The following is a 14061-nucleotide window of genomic DNA, read 5'->3' as shown; positions in this document are numbered from 1 at the left end:
GCAAGGGCGGCGCCGACGACAAGATCGAGGCGATGAAATCCGCCGGCATCACCGTCGCCGAGTCCCCCGCAGGATTGGGCGAAGCCGTGCTCGAAGCTATCGGGAAGTGACCGCGCAACAGTGACAGGAGAAAGCTGATGGACTTCCAGACCAGCGTTAAGACCTGCCTCACCGAGAAGTACATGGACTTCTCGGGCCGGGCGTCGCGCTCGGAATTCTGGTGGTTTCTGCTCGCCTATTTCATCGGGGCGCTGGTTGTCTCGCTCTTTCCCCTGTTGCCACTGATCTACGCGTTGGGAATGTTCCTGCCACTTCTGGCGGTGGGCTTCCGCCGGATGCACGATACCGGCCGCCCCGGCTGGTATTTCCTGATCCCGTCGATCTACAACCTGTTCATGCGGGTGGTCGGCTTCGGCGGCCCGGGCATGCATGGCGACCCCGGGATGCCACACCGTATGCCATCGCTGGGCGGCGCGTTCTTCGGCGCTATCTTCGGGATCATCGGCCTGATCATCGCGATCGTTTTCATTTGGTGGCTCACCCGCCCCTCCGAACCGGAACCCAACGAATACGGACCACCTCCCGCCCCCTGACCCCAGCAACGCGCGAAAGTCAGTCCAAGCTAGCCAAGGTACACCCATGACCGACCAATCCCCCAACGACCAGTTCCACGCCTCCAGCTTCATGCAGGGGCACAACGCGGAATATCTCGAACAGCTTTACGCGCGATACGCCAACGACCCCAATGCGGTCGACGAGGCGTGGCAGGCCTTCTTCCGCGAGTTGGGCGATGGCGATACGGACGTCAAGAAAGAAGCCGCCGGGCCAAGCTGGGCGCGGGGCGACTGGCCGCCCCAGCCCGCCGATGACCTGACCAGCGCCCTCACCGGCGAGTACCCGACCGAGGTCGAGGCGCGACAAGCCGGCGACAAGATCAAGTCGAAGGCCGCCGAGAAGGGCGTCGAGGTCTCGGACGATGCCGTGAAACGCGCCGTGCTCGATTCCGTCCGTGCGCTGATGCTGATCCGCGCCTACCGCATCCGCGGCCATCTCGCCGCCGATCTTGATCCGCTGGGCCTGCGCGAGACGCCCGACCGACCCGAGCTTGATCCGAAATCCTACGGATTCACCGAATCCGACATGGACCGGCCCATCTTCATCGACAACGTGCTGGGCCTTCAGGTCGCCTCGATCCGCGAGATCCTCGCGATCGTCAAGCGCACCTATTGCGGCACCTTCGCCCTGCAATACATGCATATCTCCGACCCCGAAGAGAGCGCCTGGCTGAAGGAACGCATCGAGGGCTACGACAAGGAAATCACCTTCACCCGCGAGGGCCGCAAGGCGATCCTGAACAAGCTGGTCGAGGCCGAGGGCTTCGAGAAATACCTGCACGTGAAATACATGGGGACCAAGCGGTTCGGCCTCGATGGCGGCGAGGCGCTGATCCCCGCGATGGAACAGATCATCAAGCGCGGCGGACAGCTGGGTCTGAAGGACATCGTCATCGGGATGCCCCACCGCGGCCGCCTGTCGGTGCTGGCCAACGTGATGGGCAAACCCTATCGCGCCATCTTCAACGAGTTCCAGGGCGGATCGTTCAAGCCCGAGGACGTGGACGGTTCCGGGGACGTGAAATACCACCTCGGCGCCTCGTCGGACCGCGAATTCGATGGCAACACCGTGCACCTTTCACTCACCGCGAACCCCTCGCACCTCGAGGCGGTGAACCCCGTCGTGCTGGGCAAATCCCGCGCCAAGCAGGACCAGCTGGGCGACAAGGAACGCACCGCCGTCATGCCGCTCCTGCTGCATGGCGACGCGGCCTTTGCGGGCCAGGGCGTCGTGGCCGAATGCTTCGGCCTGTCCGGTCTGAAGGGTCACAAGACCGGCGGCACCATGCACCTCGTGGTGAACAACCAGATCGGCTTTACCACCGCGCCGCACTTCTCGCGCTCCTCGCCCTATCCCACGGATATCGCCCTGATGGTCGAGGCGCCGATCTTCCACGTGAACGGCGACGACCCCGAGGCCGTCGTGCACGCCGCCAAGGTCGCCACCGAGTTCCGCCAGAAGTTCCGCAAGGACGTGGTCATCGACATCATCTGCTACCGCCGCTTCGGTCACAACGAAGGCGACGAGCCGATGTTCACCAACCCGATCATGTACAAGAAGATCAAGTCCCAGAAGACCACGCTCTCGCTTTACACCGAGCGGCTGGTCAAGGACGGCCTCATCCCCGAGGGCGAGATCGACGACATGAAGGCCGCGTTCCAGTCCTACCTCGCCGACGAGTTCGAGGCCGGCAAGGAATACCGCCCGAACAAGGCCGACTGGCTCGACGGCAAGTGGTCCCACCTCGACAGCAAGGACGAGGATTACCAGCGCGGCGAAACCGCCATCAAGAAAAAGACCCTGGCCGAGATCGGCCGCGCCCTGACCACCCCGCCCGAGGGCACGCCGCTGCACAAGACCGTGTCACGCCTGCTGGAGACGAAGGCCAAGATGTTCGAAACCGGCGAGGGCTTCGACTGGGCCACCGCCGAGGCAATCGCCTTCGGCTCGCTCCTGACCGAAGGCTACCGCGTGCGGCTCGCCGGGCAGGACAGCACCCGCGGCACGTTCAGCCAGCGGCACTCGGGCCTGATCGACCAGGATTCAGAGGAACGCTACTACCCGCTCAACCACATCCGAGAAGGCCAGGCGCAGTACGAGGTCATCGACTCGATGCTCTCGGAATACGCGGTTCTGGGCTTCGAGTATGGCTACACCCTGTCCGAGCCCAACGCCCTGACCCTGTGGGAGGCGCAGTTCGGCGATTTCGCCAACGGCGCGCAGATCATGTTCGACCAGTTCATCTCTTCGGGTGAATCGAAATGGCTGCGCATGTCCGGCCTCGTCTGCCTGCTGCCCCACGGCTACGAAGGGCAAGGCCCGGAACACTCGTCCGCGCGCCTCGAACGCTTCCTGCAGATGTGCGGACAGGACAACTGGATCGTCGCCAACTGCTCGACCCCGGCGAACTATTTCCACATCCTGCGCCGGCAGCTGCACCGCACCTACCGCAAGCCGCTCATCCTGATGACGCCGAAATCGCTTCTGCGCCACAAGATGTGCATATCCAAGGCCGAGGAATTCACCACCGGCAGCAGCTTCCACCGCGTGCTGTGGGACGATGCCCAGTACGGCAACTCGGACACCAAGCTGAAATCGGACGACAAGATCAAGCGCGTCGTCATGTGCTCGGGCAAGGTCTATTTCGACCTGCTGGAAGAACGCGACAATCGCGGGCTGGACGATGTCTATATCCTGCGCGTCGAACAGTTCTACCCGTTCCCTGCCATCTCGATGGTCAAGGAACTGGAACGCTTCAAGAAGGCCGAGATGGTCTGGTGCCAGGAAGAGCCCAAGAACCAGGGCGCCTGGAGCTTCATCGAGCCCAACATCGAATGGGTGCTGCAACGCATCAAGGCCAAGCATACCCGTCCGGTCTATGCCGGGCGCTCCGCCTCCGCCTCGCCCGCAACGGGCCTCGCAAGCCAACACAAGGCCCAACAAGAAGCGCTGGTCGACGCCGCGCTGACGATCGAAGGATAAGACGTAATGACCACCGAAGTACGCGTGCCCACGCTGGGCGAATCCGTGACCGAAGCCACCGTCGCCACCTGGTTCAAGAAAGCCGGCGACACGGTGGAGGCCGACGAGATGCTGTGCGAGCTGGAAACCGACAAGGTCACCGTCGAGGTGCCCTCGCCCGCCGCCGGCACCCTGGCCGAGATCGTCGCACAAGAGGGCGAGACCGTGGGCGTCGACGCCCTGCTGGCCACCCTGTCCGAAGGCGACAGCGGCTCCGCCTCCGCGCCGAAGAAGGCCGAGAAGAAAGAAGATAAAAGCACCGAGTCCGAATCCGCCAAGCCGGCCAGCGGCAACAGCGGCGGTACGGACGGCGGCAATATCGACGTGATGGTGCCGACCTTGGGCGAATCCGTGTCCGAGGCGACCGTCTCGACCTGGTTCAAGAAAGCCGGCGACACCGTCAGCCAGGATGAAATGCTCTGCGAGCTTGAAACCGACAAGGTCTCGGTCGAGGTCCCCTCGCCCGCCGCCGGCACGCTGACCGAGATCCTCGCCAACGAGGGCGAGACGGTCCAGGCGGGCGGCAAGCTTGCCGTGCTGTCCGGCAGCGCCGATGGCGCGGTCGAACCCGCCGAACGTCCCGATGGCGACGCGGCCGGGTCGACGGCGGACGAACCGGCCACGGCCAATGGCGGCCAGTACACCACCCCGCCCCCGGGCCGCGACGTCGAGGATGCGCCCTCGGCGAAAAAGGCGATGGCCGAAAAGGGCCTCAGCAGCGACCAGGTGCAAGGCTCTGGCCGCGATGGCCGCGTGATGAAAGAGGACGTGGCCCGCGCCGCAGCCGCCGCCAGCAGCGCCGCACCCGCCGCCGCGTCGGCCCCCGCACAGGCGCCCCGCGCACCGGTGTCGGCCGAGGATGCCAGCCGCGAGGAACGGGTCAAGATGACCCGTCTGCGCCAGACCATCGCGCGCCGCCTCAAGGACAGCCAGAACACCGCCGCCATGCTCACCACCTATAACGAGGTGGACATGACCGAGGTGATGGCCCTTCGGAACGAGTACAAGGACGAGTTCCTCAAGAAGCACGGCGTCAAGCTGGGCTTCATGTCCTTCTTCACCAAGGCCTGCTGCCACGCACTGAAAGAGGTTCCGGAAGTCAACGCCGAGATCGACGGCACCGACATCGTCTACAAGAACTTCGTGCATATGGGCATCGCCACCGGCACGCCCACCGGCCTCGTGGTCCCCGTGATCCGCGACGCCGACGCGCTCGGCTTTGCCGACATCGAGAAAGCCATCGCCGAAAAAGGCGCCCGCGCCCGCGACGGCAAGCTCTCCATGGCGGAAATGCAGGGCGGCACCTTCACCATCTCCAACGGCGGCGTCTACGGCTCGCTGATGTCCTCGCCCATCCTCAACCCGCCGCAATCGGGCATTCTGGGCATGCACAAGATCCAGCAGCGCCCCATGGTGGTGAACGGCGAGATCAAGGCGCGGCCCATGATGTACCTCGCCCTCAGCTACGACCACCGCATCGTCGACGGCAAGGGCGCCGTGACCTTCCTGGTGCGTGTGAAGGACGCGCTGGAAGATCCGAGAAGGTTGTTGATGGATCTGTGACGTCGCGCGTGGGTTTTCACCCACCCTACGAGTTTGCGTAGGGTGGGGTTTCACCCCACCATTCCGCAACACCAATGCGTAAAGGCGACCCACCCCATGACCACCCAACTCCTCCTCCGCTACGACAGCTTCGACCAGGGCACCCACGACTCCCATGCCGAGGACCGGGCCAACGCCGGTCTCACCCAGCTTCAGATGTGGCGCGAGGGCACGGGCACCCGCTGGATCCTCTTCGGCGTCAATGACGTGGCCCGCGCCAAGGCATGGGTCGACAAGGAAACCGGCCTCGGGCACGGCCCCGCCGCCTCCCACATGCTGGAGACGGCATGAGCCAAGAGCTACCCGCCCCGGCCCGCGAGCCGGGGCCTCTCGCCCACACAGAGGTCCCGGGTCAAGCCCGGGACGCAGCCCACTGATGCCCCCTTCCGCCGGATACGCCCGCGCCGTCGCCGCACGCCGCGCGTTTCGCCTGCCGGGCTATCCGACGCTGGCCGAGGAAGGCTTTGACGGCGAGTATGTCTCGCCCATCCAGATGACCTCCGGCAGCCTCACCGGCCCTATGCTGGTGTCCAAGGACTGGCTCGATGCCCCGTCCGTGCGTCGCCACCGCGCGGAACTCACTCGGCAAGGCTACCTCTCCACCAACCCCTTCAACCGCGTGATCGACAAGGTGCTGGCGCTGCTGAACCTCACCCGCGCCGACATCTACATCACCCCGGTCTTTCACCTGCTGACGCCGCAGCGCTCCTCCACCATCCCCCCGGCCCACGCCCGCGCCAGCTGGGAAACCATCGGCCAGCACGAACGCCTCGGCCGCCGCCCCATCGCGCTCGGCCACGATGCCGCCCGTGTTCTGAAACATTTCAACGTGCCGCACATCCGCGCGCCCCACCCCTCGGCCCGCACCGGCACTTTTGACGCCAAGGCCCAAGCCATAGCAGAGGCGATTCAAGCCGCATGACACCAGAACTCACCGTCCTCACCCTCGCCGCCCTGTTGCAGGTGGTGCAATTCGCCCTCTACGCCGTGCCCGCCAACATGGAGCTCGGCCCCGGCTACACCACCTCGGCCCGCGACCGTGAACCCTCGCGCCAGATGTCCGACCGCACCGCCCGTCTGGGCCGCGCGATGGACAACCATTTCGAGGGGCTGATCCTTTTCACCATCGCCTGCGTCGTGATCGCCGTCTCGGGCCAGTCCACCTGGGTCACCACGACCTGCGCCTGGGCCTACCTCATTGCCCGCATCGCCTATATCCCGGCCTATTACCTCGGCCTGCGTCCGTGGCGATCGCTGATCTGGATGGTGGGCTTCGCCGCCACGGCCCTCATGTACCTGGCCGCGCTGCTGTGATCCGCCCTCTCGCCCTCGCCCTGGCGATCACCGCCACGCCGTCCGCCGCCGAATTCGTGATCGAGGAAAACACGTATTTCGTCATGCACCGCGACTACCACCACAAGACCAACAGTTTCACCGACGGCGCTCCCGAGGGCGAAGGCGACGGCTGTTTCCAGATCACACGCGTCGACCTGCCGGGCAAATCCATCGACTTCACCCTCGTCAGCGGCACGATCACGCCCTGGTGGTCGGACGGCGAAACCTTCCATCCCGGTTTCCAGAACGCTTTCGTCCCCGCCATCGGCTTCATGGAAAACAACCCCGACGCCGCGTGGACGGATCTTCTGCACCAAATCCTGAAAACCGTACCGGACTGCGCCCCGCCCGCGTCGTGACACCGCAACACAAAAAGCATAGGTTCGGGATCAACACGCCCGACACGCGAAGGAGAATATCAAATGGCATCCTATGACGTCATCGTAATCGGTTCTGGCCCCGGCGGTTATGTCGCCGCGATCCGCTGCGCCCAGCTTGGCCTGAAAACCGCCTGCGTCGAAGGCCGCGAAACCTTGGGCGGCACCTGCCTCAACGTGGGCTGTATTCCGTCCAAGGCCCTTCTGCACGCGTCGCACATGCTGCACGAGGCGGAGCACAACTTCGCATCGATGGGTCTCAAGGGCAAAAGCCCCTCGGTCGACTGGAAACAGATGCTCTCCTACAAGGACGACACCATCGGCCAGAACACCAAGGGCATCGAGTTCCTGTTCAAGAAGAACAAGATCGACTGGCTCAAGGGCTGGGGATCCATCCCCGAGGCGGGCAAGGTCAAGGTCGGCGACGACACGCACGAGGCCAAGAACATCATCATCGCCACCGGCTCCGAGGTCAGCACCCTGCCCGGTGTCGAGATCGACGAGAAAACCGTCGTCTCGTCCACCGGCGCGCTGGAACTGCCCAAGGTGCCCAAGAAACTGGTCGTCATCGGCGCCGGCGTCATCGGGCTGGAGCTTGGCTCGGTCTATTCCCGCCTGGGGTCCGAGGTGACGGTCGTGGAATATCTCGACCATGTCACCCCCGGCATGGATGGCGAGGTGCAAAAGAACTTCCACAAGCTGCTGAAAAAGCAGGGGCTAAACTTCATCATGGGCGCCGCCGTGCAGAGCGTCGAAGCGATGACGACCAAGGCCAAGGTCACCTACAAGCTGCGCAAGGACGACAGCGAGGAAACGCTCGATGCCGACGTCGTGCTGATTGCCACGGGGCGCAAGCCGTTCACCGACGGGCTGGGGCTCGATGGCCTCGGCGTCGAAATGACCGAGCGCGGCCAGATCAAGACCGACGACCACTGGCAGACCAACGTCAAGGGTGTCTACGCCATCGGCGACTGCATCTCGGGCCCGATGCTGGCCCACAAGGCCGAGGACGAGGGCATGGCCGCCGCATCCGTCATCGCGGGCCAGCACGGTCACGTGAATTACGGCGTCATCCCCAGCGTGATCTACACCCACCCCGAGGTCGCCGCCGTCGGCAAGACCGAGGAGCAACTGAAGGAAGAAGGCCGCGCCTACAAGGCCGGCAAGTTCTCCTTCATGGGCAATGGACGGGCCAAGGCCAACTTTGCCGCCGACGGTTTCGTCAAGATCCTCGTGGACAAGGAAACCGACCGCATCCTCGGCGCGCATATCATCGGCCCGATGGCCGGCGATTTGATCCACGAGATCTGCGTCGCCATGGAATTCGGCGCCGCGGCCGAGGACCTGGCCCTGACCTGCCACGCCCACCCGACCTATTCCGAGGCCGTGCGCGAAGCCGCGCTGGCCTGCGGCGACGGGCCGATCCACTCGTGATGCTAAATGCGGGCGGGGTCCGCCCCGCCCGTCCAATTACAAGCCCGGTCCGGCATCTCGTAGGGAGGGTGAAAACCCCCGCGCCGGACCGCGGCGCGGCGGTGCAGCACGCTGCACCTTGATTCCGCGCGGGACGTTCGCTTTGCGGGACAATCCGGGCATTCGCTGCGGGACAATGAGCGACCGCTTCTGGCGCGAAACTAGGCGAGGTAAAATGCGATAGATAGTACCCTGGTTTGCTAGTACGAGGTCGACGAGGCAGTTTATCGCGCTTGACGACATCGTGCTTAAGTTGTCGCGCAAACCCAGGAGAATACAGCATGCCGACGGTAACCCTAGAGCTTCGTGGCGATCAGATCGGGCGTTATACAAGCTTTTCAGGCTCGGGGAACGGGATAGAGAGGGTTGTAACCGTCAACGGGGTCGAAGCTCTTGGTACGCCGGACCAGTTATTCACGGTCGTCGTAGAACAGGTAAACGCGGGAGTCACCGAGTTTCAGAACGGGCAATTCATAACGATTCTGGATTCGGACGACAACATCGTGATGCCGCGAACCGGTGTGCAACCCGACATTGAGCAGGGCCGCGGCGCGGGCGATGAGCACCTTCTCCTCGCTGGGCAGCCTTTCCTCATAGATCTCGGCGGGGTTCCCGTCGGGCCGTCAACGATCACTTATACCGAGGCCGACGAAATCGGGTCTCCGGATGGCGATGATGATGGGAATCTTGATTTTGACGACTTCCCGTGTTTTGCGCCTGGTACGCTGATAGCGACGCCATCTGGCCAGATCGACATTGCGGAACTGCACGTGGGTGATCTGGTCAAAACATTGGATCATGGGAGCGTTCCGATCACCTGGATAGGTCGTCGGGAGTTGGATCTGACTGCGCAAAAGATTGGAAAACCGATCATGATCAAGGACGGGTTCCTTGACCAAATGAGACCGAGTGCTGACCTTGTCGTGTCGCCAGATCATCGGATTCTGGTTTGTGATCCGTTATGTGACTTGTTGTTTGGGTACAAAAAAGTCCTCGCACCAGCGAAGGGTTTGGTCAGATTATCACGCATCCGTGAAATGAGCGGTAAGAAGAGCATCGAGTACATCACACTCTTCACCAGTCGACACGAGATCATCCTCGCAAATGGCCTGGCGGTTGAGACGCTGTATCCTGGCACACAAGCGCTGCGCCGTATCGGATCTTTGGGTCGCGCAGAAATTCTCTCTCTTTGTCCGGCCCTTCGTAACAAGGAGGCATCAATTGCCTACCCAGAGGCACGACGACTTCTGTCGGTTCAAGAAGCAAGAGCGCTCTCCGAGACTATGCGCCTCAGACGGCAGGTCATTGGTGGAGATACAAGTCGTGAAGCGACCAGTAAACTTCGCATCGTTAAGTAGCGCCATCCTCCATAACTGCGAAAGCCGCCATTCTTGCTCCCCGCAGCATCAGTCGATATGGGCTCGACGAAACTGACTTTCGCGGCAATGTGGCAAATTCTCGGCGGTGGACAGCTCGTGATGTTAAGCTTTCATGCCTCCCGTCATTTCCACCGACGCGATGCTACTGAAATACCGACGCGATACCGACGTGCCAAATCGCGTTAACCATCCCTGCACCAGCTACCACATCGTCTTCGCCGCCCTGGCGCTCCAGTCGGCGTCATACGCCGCGCCGCCCTCGTCCCCATCCGAGGCTTCAGACAGCAACTCGCCCACCGTCGGCAAGCCGTCACTGTCGTCCCGGCCCCACAACCCGGCCCGGATCGTGGCCCGGGCGCACTGGCTGTAGATCTCGGAAATCGCGATCACGATCACCGTCGCCGGGTGCTTGCCTTTTTGTTCGAACCGGGCGCGCAACCCCTCGTCGGCGGTCAGCTTCGCGGTGCCATTCACCCGAACCACGGTGTTCGACCCCGGCACCATGAACATCAACGACACGCGCCCGTCCGACACGATATTCCTCAGCGAATCCAGACGGTTGTTCCCGCGCCAATCGGGCATCGCCAATGTGCGCTCGTCCAGGTCCATCACCACTGGGCCGTCATCCCCACGCGGGCTGCCATCGGTTCCGTCCGGCCCAACCGTGCTCAGCACGCAATAGCGCGAGGTCATGATCCACTGCCGGTAAAGCAGCGTCAGCCGATGCACCACCTTGCGCGTGCTGGCCGCGCCGGGCGAGCCGTAGAGCGCTTCCAGCGTCTTGATATCGTTAATGAACTCCATCCGGATCGAACCCCGCTTCGCGCATCAGTCGGTTGGAATTGCTCTCGACAGTATCTTCCAGCCGCGCCATGAACTCGTCCTTCGGCAATCCCGCCTCGATCGCCGGCAGGAACTCCACCACCCCGGTCCCGGGATGGCGCATGATCCCCTTGCGCGGCCAGACCAGGCCGACATTCGTTGCCACCGGAATGCACTCCTGTGCCATCTCTTCATAGAGGATCGCCGACCCCACCTTGTAGGGCGCCTTGACCCCTGGTGCGATGCGCGTGCCTTGCGGGTAAATGATCAACTGTCCGGGCCGCAACCGCCCTCGGCCCACATCCGCGATCATCTTCTTGATCGCCTGGCTGCGCTTGCCCCGATCCACGGGAACGCAGCCCAGCTTCATCGCGTATTGGCCGATGATCGGCGCGTACATCAACTCGCGTTTCATGATGAACTTGCCTGCCGGGACACTGGCGAAAATCAGGATAATATCGAGGAATGACTGGTGCTTGGCGACTATCAGGCACTCTTGCGTGGGCGGTGTGCCGCGCACTTCGGTCCTCAGCCCCACCATCCAGCGGCCCGTCCAGCGGACCCAGGCGCACCACGCCTTGCACGCTGCGTTCGCGCCCCGGGACGAGACCAGCGCCCAAGGCAGGAACACGATCCCGATGGGCAGCATCATGAAATAGATCTGGCCCACGTAGATCGCCGAACGGACCCATTGAATGGCATATCTCATGGCGTGTCCTTCAACGTCTTGCGGGCCGCCGCCTGGGTCGCGGCAAAGGCGACCGCAGCGGCCAGCGGCGGGATCACCAGCAGCCACAGCCACTGCCAGCCGCGAAAGCCCAAACCTGTCAGGAAACCGCCCTCTTCCTGTGCCGCGGGCAACAGGAACACCGCCACCCCGGCCGCCACCGTGCCTACGGCGCCTCCGGTCAGGGCCCGCAGCGTGAATCGCCGCACGAAGGCCTGCGCGATATAGCTGTCCCGCGCGCCCACAAGGCGCAGCACGCCGATCACCTGCGTGTTCGCCGCAAGCGCGGCATTGGCCGCCAGCGTGATCATCGCCGCCGTCGCCGCCCCGATCAGCAGAATGGATATGTAGCCCAGCATACGCAGGCGCGTCGCGGCACTCACCAGCGGCCGGCGCCACCGGGTATGGTCATCCAGGATCGCCCCCGGCACCTCGGCCGACAGCCGCAGGCGCAGGCCGCCAGCATCGAACCCCTCGCCCTCCTCGACAACCTCTATCAGCTGTGGGATCGGCAGGGTATCCACCGGCAGGTCGGGGCCGAACCACGGCTCCAGCAAGGCCCGCTGTTCGTCGGGGTCCAGCGCCCGGGCCGAGGCGACGCCTTTGGTCGTCTGAAGTATCTTCAGCGTGGCCGCGGTCTGTGCCGCCATCTGGCCCTCGGGCGCGGAAATCCGGATGGTCGAGGATCGGGCCAGTTCCGATCCCCAGCGATCGGCCAGCCGCCCGGTCGCCATCGACAGGGCCAGTGCGAACACCGCCAGAAACGCCATAGCGCCTGCGCTGAACACCGTAAGCGAGGCCGTGAATCCTGTGGGCGGCACGACCCGGTCGGCCTGCGCATCGCCCATGACGAACTCGGTCACGCGGTTGAAATCCAGCTTCACAGGTCCGCCCCCGCCAGTTGCAGCCGCCGGTTCGAGATCCGCAGCACCCTTGCCTGGACATGGGTTTTCGCGGCCCGGATCAGGGCAAGGTCATGGGTGGCGACCATGATCGTCTTGCCCATCCGGTTCAGCTCGATCAGCAGGCGCAGCAGACGCTGCGACATTTCCCAGTCGACGTTGCCCGTGGGCTCGTCGGCCAGAACCGCGTCCGGCGACATGATGATGGAACGCGCCAGCGCCGCCCGCTGACGTTCCCCACCCGACAGCTCCGGCGGCAGGGCGTCGGCCCGCGCCTTGAGACCCACCCAGCCGATCAGTTCATTGAGGTTCGCAGACTCGCCCAGCAGGTCGCGCCCCGACACCATCAGTGGCAACGAGATGTTGTCGGCCACGCTCATATGGTCGAGAAACTGGCAATCCTGATGCACCACCCCGATCCGCCGCCGTGCATAGGCGATGTCGTCCCGCTCCATCGCGCGCACATCCGTGTCGAACAGCCGGACCTCGCCGGCGGTGGGCATCAGGGCCCCGTAACACAGCTTCAGAAGCGTGGTCTTGCCGGATCCCGACGGGCCGGTCAGGAAATGAAATGACCCGGCCTGCAGCTTGAGCGAGACATCACTCAGCAGTTCCCCCCCGCCATAGCTGTAGGCGACGTTTTCCAGCTCGATCACTTCGACCCCCGATGCGTTTTGCCCTTCATGCCCCACAGGACACACTTGTGCAACGACTACGGTACTTCGGTGATTGCCCCCTTTCCCGGTCCGGTATTTGTGCGTAAGGTACGCCAAACGATAGGCTGGGGTATGCCGGTCAGGCGGAAGGCAGCGGGTGGCAAGATGCGGTTGATATGCCCGAATTGCGGGGCACAATACGAAGTCCCTACGGAAGTCATTCCCACAAGCGGGCGCGACGTGCAATGTTCCGATTGCGGAACCACCTGGTTCCAGCACCATCCCGACCATGCGCCCGAAGAGTCTGCGGCAGCTGCAGATGATCTTGCCAGTCAGGAGCAGTACGAGCCAGAAGACATGTCCTCCGGGCTTGACCCCGAGGCTGACTATGGTGCGGAAGACGAGGAAGACGACGCCCTCTCGGCCAGCGGCGACGTCAGACCTGACGCGACCCCGCCGGCGGACGACGATGACAGGTCCGAGGACGAGGATACTCCGGAAGACCACACCGCACCCGCAACCGACCACAAGCGGCGCGAGATCGACCCCGCCGTGGCCGATGTTCTTCGCGAAGAAGCCGAGCGTGAATCCCGTGCGCGCGAACAAGACAACCGCGGGACCGTCGAGACCCAGCAGGAGCTTGGACTTCAGGACACCGACAAAGACGCCCAGCGCCGCTCGGAAGAGGCCCGCGCCCGTATGGCCCGCCTGCGTGGCGAACCCGAGGCGCAAAAAACTGATGCCGAGATGGACGAGATCGATCCCTCGTCGCGCAGCAACCTGCTGCCCGATATCGACGAGATCAACTCGTCGCTTGACTCCGACGGCAAGAAAGAAGAGCCGCGCTCCGTGTCATCGCCCGCCGAGACCACCGGTGCCCACGGAAAAAGCGGCTTCCGCTCCGGGTTCCGGCTGGCGGTCATCGTCGCGGTTCTGGCCTTGCTGCTCTACGTTTTCGCGCCGCAATTGTCCGGTGCGGTCCCGAAGCTGGCCGATCCGCTGGCGGGTTACGTCGAGATGGTGAATTCCTGGCGTGCCGGTCTCAACGACCTCATTCAGGACGTGGCCACCTCGTTGTCCGAAGACGGTGCCGCCGACGGCTGATAAGGTGCCGCGGATGCTGTGCAGCGCGCGCCGGAGTTTCGTCGCAGT

At 63.8% G+C, this 14061-nt stretch carries 14 protein-coding genes and 1 pseudogene; 11 read left to right on the top strand and 4 right to left on the bottom strand.

Annotated features, from left to right (window positions below; translation table 11 throughout):
• The 10 genes and pseudogenes from PVV74_RS14880 to PVV74_RS14835 form a co-directional block, all read left to right on the top strand.
• A pseudogene (locus tag PVV74_RS14880) lies at positions 1-110 on the top strand (succinate--CoA ligase subunit alpha); the annotation flags it as partial.
• A 27-nt stretch (positions 111-137) separates the two neighbouring features.
• Positions 138-593, top strand: a complete 456-nt coding sequence (locus PVV74_RS14875) for a DUF805 domain-containing protein (RefSeq protein WP_103763472.1) — start codon at positions 138-140, stop codon at positions 591-593.
• 46 nt (positions 594-639) lie between these two features.
• The gene (locus tag PVV74_RS14870) at positions 640-3597 is read left to right on the top strand and encodes a 2-oxoglutarate dehydrogenase E1 component (protein WP_103763473.1); all 2958 of its coding nucleotides are present in this window, start codon (positions 640-642) and stop codon (positions 3595-3597) included.
• Positions 3598-3603: 6 nt separating this feature from the next.
• Entirely contained in the window at positions 3604-5199 is a 1596-nt protein-coding gene (odhB, locus tag PVV74_RS14865) for a 2-oxoglutarate dehydrogenase complex dihydrolipoyllysine-residue succinyltransferase (RefSeq protein ID WP_103763474.1), read from the top strand.
• A 96-nt stretch (positions 5200-5295) separates the two neighbouring features.
• On the top strand, positions 5296-5529 hold the full coding sequence (locus tag PVV74_RS14860) for a hypothetical protein (RefSeq protein WP_274593745.1): 234 nt from the start codon (positions 5296-5298) through the stop codon (positions 5527-5529).
• 85 nt (positions 5530-5614) lie between these two features.
• Positions 5615-6160 (top strand): hypothetical protein, encoded by a 546-nt coding sequence (locus tag PVV74_RS14855; RefSeq protein ID WP_103763476.1) that lies wholly within the window; start codon positions 5615-5617, stop codon positions 6158-6160.
• Entirely contained in the window at positions 6157-6552 is a 396-nt protein-coding gene (locus tag PVV74_RS14850; RefSeq protein ID WP_103763477.1) for an MAPEG family protein, read from the top strand. The genes PVV74_RS14855 and PVV74_RS14850 overlap by 4 nt, the downstream gene beginning before the upstream one ends.
• Positions 6549-6932, top strand: coding sequence for a hypothetical protein (locus tag PVV74_RS14845; RefSeq protein WP_274593744.1), 384 nt, complete (start codon positions 6549-6551; stop codon positions 6930-6932). Before PVV74_RS14850 ends, PVV74_RS14845 begins: the two co-directional genes overlap by 4 nt.
• A gap of 63 nt (positions 6933-6995) precedes the next feature.
• Positions 6996-8384, top strand: coding sequence for a dihydrolipoyl dehydrogenase (lpdA, locus tag PVV74_RS14840; protein WP_274593743.1), 1389 nt, complete (start codon positions 6996-6998; stop codon positions 8382-8384).
• Positions 8385-8704: 320 nt separating this feature from the next.
• Positions 8705-9781 (top strand): Hint domain-containing protein, encoded by a 1077-nt coding sequence (locus PVV74_RS14835; RefSeq protein WP_274593742.1) that lies wholly within the window; start codon positions 8705-8707, stop codon positions 9779-9781.
• A gap of 222 nt (positions 9782-10003) precedes the next feature.
• Here the strand turns inward: PVV74_RS14835 and PVV74_RS14830 are convergent, their stop codons facing one another.
• Genes PVV74_RS14830 through PVV74_RS14815 form a run of 4 tightly spaced genes read right to left on the bottom strand, consistent with a single transcriptional unit; the run spans position 10004 to position 12909 of the window.
• A complete protein-coding gene (locus PVV74_RS14830) occupies positions 10004-10606 on the bottom strand; it encodes a pyridoxamine 5'-phosphate oxidase family protein (protein WP_274593741.1) in 603 nt (200 codons plus the stop codon).
• Entirely contained in the window at positions 10593-11333 is a 741-nt protein-coding gene (locus PVV74_RS14825) for a lysophospholipid acyltransferase family protein (RefSeq protein WP_274593740.1), read from the bottom strand. The genes PVV74_RS14830 and PVV74_RS14825 overlap by 14 nt, the downstream gene beginning before the upstream one ends.
• On the bottom strand, positions 11330-12199 hold the full coding sequence (locus PVV74_RS14820; protein WP_103763679.1) for a cell division protein FtsX: 870 nt from the start codon (positions 12197-12199) through the stop codon (positions 11330-11332). The genes PVV74_RS14825 and PVV74_RS14820 overlap by 4 nt, the downstream gene beginning before the upstream one ends.
• A 32-nt stretch (positions 12200-12231) precedes the next feature.
• Positions 12232-12909 (bottom strand): cell division ATP-binding protein FtsE, encoded by a 678-nt coding sequence (locus tag PVV74_RS14815; protein WP_274593739.1) that lies wholly within the window; start codon positions 12907-12909, stop codon positions 12232-12234.
• A gap of 132 nt (positions 12910-13041) precedes the next feature.
• On the opposite strand from PVV74_RS14815, the gene PVV74_RS14810 reads away from it, so the two are divergent.
• Complete coding sequence (locus PVV74_RS14810) at positions 13042-14013, top strand: zinc-ribbon domain-containing protein (RefSeq protein ID WP_425061787.1); 972 nt, start codon at positions 13042-13044, stop codon at positions 14011-14013.
• Positions 14014-14061: the final 48 nt, after the last annotated feature.

The organism is Roseovarius sp. SK2 (assembly GCF_028807495.1).
GTDB classification, from domain to species: Bacteria; Pseudomonadota; Alphaproteobacteria; order Rhodobacterales; family Rhodobacteraceae; genus Roseovarius; species Roseovarius confluentis.
The sequence above is the reverse complement of the archived record's forward strand: the minus strand, read 5'-3'. Positions and strand labels throughout refer to the sequence as shown.